Source organism: Actinophytocola sp., assembly GCF_045807065.1.
Taxonomy (GTDB): Bacteria; Actinomycetota; Actinomycetes; order Mycobacteriales; family Pseudonocardiaceae; genus Actinophytocola.
In genome coordinates, this window is the sequence record NZ_JBJMIE010000578.1 from 1 (window position 1) to 2519 (window position 2519).

General features: G+C 72.5%; 3 protein-coding genes. All 3 read right to left on the bottom strand.

Features of this window, described 5'->3' with window-relative positions:
* Positions 1-745, bottom strand: a 745-nt coding sequence (locus tag ACJ73U_RS33985) for a glycogen debranching N-terminal domain-containing protein (protein ID WP_407781847.1), incomplete at its 3' end; no start/stop codon positions are given.
* Positions 746-754: 9 nt separating this feature from the next.
* On the bottom strand, positions 755-1303 hold the full coding sequence (locus ACJ73U_RS33990) for a cysteine hydrolase family protein (protein ID WP_407781848.1): 549 nt from the start codon (positions 1301-1303) through the stop codon (positions 755-757).
* Complete coding sequence (locus ACJ73U_RS33995; protein ID WP_407781849.1) at positions 1300-2514, bottom strand: MFS transporter; 1215 nt, start codon at positions 2512-2514, stop codon at positions 1300-1302. The genes ACJ73U_RS33990 and ACJ73U_RS33995 overlap by 4 nt, the downstream gene beginning before the upstream one ends.
* Positions 2515-2519 lie beyond the last annotated feature (5 nt).

Consider the following 2519-nt stretch of genomic DNA (forward strand, 5'->3'; position numbering starts at 1 on the left):
CCGCCAGCACCGGGTCGGCCGTGGACACGGTCGTGGTCGCCGCCCGCCACGCGCGGATCTCGCGTGCGGGTTCGGTGTCCTCCCACGGTTCGCCGCGCTCGAACCGTGGGCGCACCGGCCGGCCGTTCCCGGTGGGCGACACTACGATCTCGGTCGACCAGCGCTGCCCGGCCGGTACCACCACGCGCCAGCTCAGCGTGCCGGGCTCGACGGTCGGTTCCGCGGTCGCGCGGACCGACACGCCGAGGGCGCCGGCACGCACCACGAGCTCGCCGTCGCCCGCCGTGCTCCGTGCGCCGCCGTCGGCCGCCCGGCCCTCCTTGACCGCGAACAGGTCCGCGAAGTCGGCGGCCACGTGCAGGTCGAGCCGCACGACCGTGGCCTCGCGGTCGAGGTTGTGGACGGAGACGGTCTCCCGCATGCCGTCACCGACGAGCCGTTCCCGCACCAGCAGCAGCGTGCTGTCGGCCTGGCCCGCCGCGGGTGGCCGGCGCAGCACGAACCGCGCGGCGAACGCCTCCGGGTGCGCGACCGTGAGCGCGTGCGGGACGCGGCCGTCGAGTCGCAGCTGCCAGCGGGACAGCAGCCGGGCGTCGGAGAAGAACAACCCGTGCGCCGCACCGGGTGCCACGTCGCCGGTGGCGTCGGACAGGCAGAAGGTGCCGCCCGCCACCAGCGTGACCGTGCCGCCGGCGCCCGAGGTCAGCGCCGGCTCGGCGGCGGTGTTGAACGGGTCAGGGGCCATGGGCGGACGCTACTGGACGGTCTTCACCCACTCGTCGACCGTGACCACGTCCGCCTGGCGGGGGAACACCTTCTCGGTCAGGACGCGGTGGACCTCGGGGTCGCCGTCGACGCAGCCGTCGGACAGGACGGTGAGGGCGAAGTCCAGGTCGGCGGCCTGCCGGAGGGTGGAGAGGACGACGCCGCTGGTGGCGATGCCGGTCAGGACGAGCGTGTCGATCTCGCCGGCCCGCAGCACCATGTCGAGGTCGCTGCCCGCGAACGCGCTGACGCGCTTCTTGGTGACGACGATGTCCTCGGGTGCCGGCGCGACGTCCGGGTGGATCTCCAGCGCGGCACCGGGCAACGCGCCCGCGTCGCGGGTCGCGCCGAAGATCTTGTTGCGCGGGTTGATCTCGGGATAGCCGGGGCGGAAGCCGATCACGACGTAGATCACCGGGATCCCGGCCCCGCGGGCGGCGTCGACCGCGCGCGTCAACCGGGGCAGGTAGCCGGGATCGGGGTTGCGGGCCACGACGGCCTGCTGGACGTCCATGACGAGGAGGGCCTGCCTGCTCACTGGTTTCCCTTCGGTTGTTCGACTCGTTGGTGGCGGCCGCGCAGTGCCGAGGCGAGCGCGCCCACGAGTGCCATGGCCGTGGCCAGGGTGAAGACGGTGAGGAGCCCGTCGTGGAACGGGCCGGAGACCAGTTCGGGGAAGAACCGGCTGCCGGTCAGGGCCGCCACGTTGTGCGCGGGCAACGTGTCCAGGACGTGGTGGGGCCCGAGCAGCTTCCCGATCGGGTTCTCGCCGAGGAACGTCGCGAACAGCGTGCTCACCGGCGGCAGGTGCGCCACCTGGCTCGCCGCGTCCGCGGACACCCCCTGCGCGCGCAGGCCGCTGTCGAGCGCGGCGGGCAGCGACGTCGCCAGGCCGGTGATCATCAGCGAGAAGAACACGCCGATCGACAGCGCGGTGCCCGAGTTCTGGAACGTCGAGCGCATCCCGGACGCGACCCCGCGTTGCTCCGGCGGGACACTGCCCATGATCGCCGAGGTGTTCGGCGCGGAGAACATGCCCTGCCCGAGCCCGGACAGCAGCAACAGGGCCGCGAACGCCGGGTAGGGGAAGTCCACCGGCAGCGTGAGCAGCCCGACGAAGGCGGCGGCCACCAGCAGGAGCCCGGTCGTGGAGAACAGCCGCGCGCCGAACCGGTCCGACAGGTAGCCGGCGGTCGGGCCGCCGAGGAGGAACCCGATCGTCAGCGGCAGCATGAAGATGCCGGCCCACAGCGGGGTGTCCTCGTAGGCGTAGCCGCGCAGCGGCAGCCAGATGCCCTGCAGCCAGATGATCAGCATGAACTGCATGCCGCCGCGGGCGACGGCGATGAGCAGCGCCGCGAGGTTGCCGGCGGCGAACGCGCGGATGCGGAACAGGCCGAGCCGGAACATCGGCTCGGCGATCTTCGTCTCCGCGACGCAGAAGGTGACCAGCAGCAGCACCCCCGCGCCGAGGCCGCTGAGCACCGCGGGGTTGGTCCAGCCGGTCGAGTGCCCGCCGTACGGCTGGATCCCGTAGGTGATCGCGGCGAGCAGCGCGCCCGCGCCCGCGGTGAAGGTCAGGTTGCCGCTGGAGCTTGAAAGCGCAACCGCCTGGGCCGCCGGCTGCGCGCCGCCCGGGCTTTGCGTGAACGTCAGCGAAGCCGGGCTGACCGCTCCAGTTGCTGATGGAGGCACTACCAGAGTAATTGCGATCGTCTGCGGGCTATTAGGGACATTCGGTGCGGTCACAATGA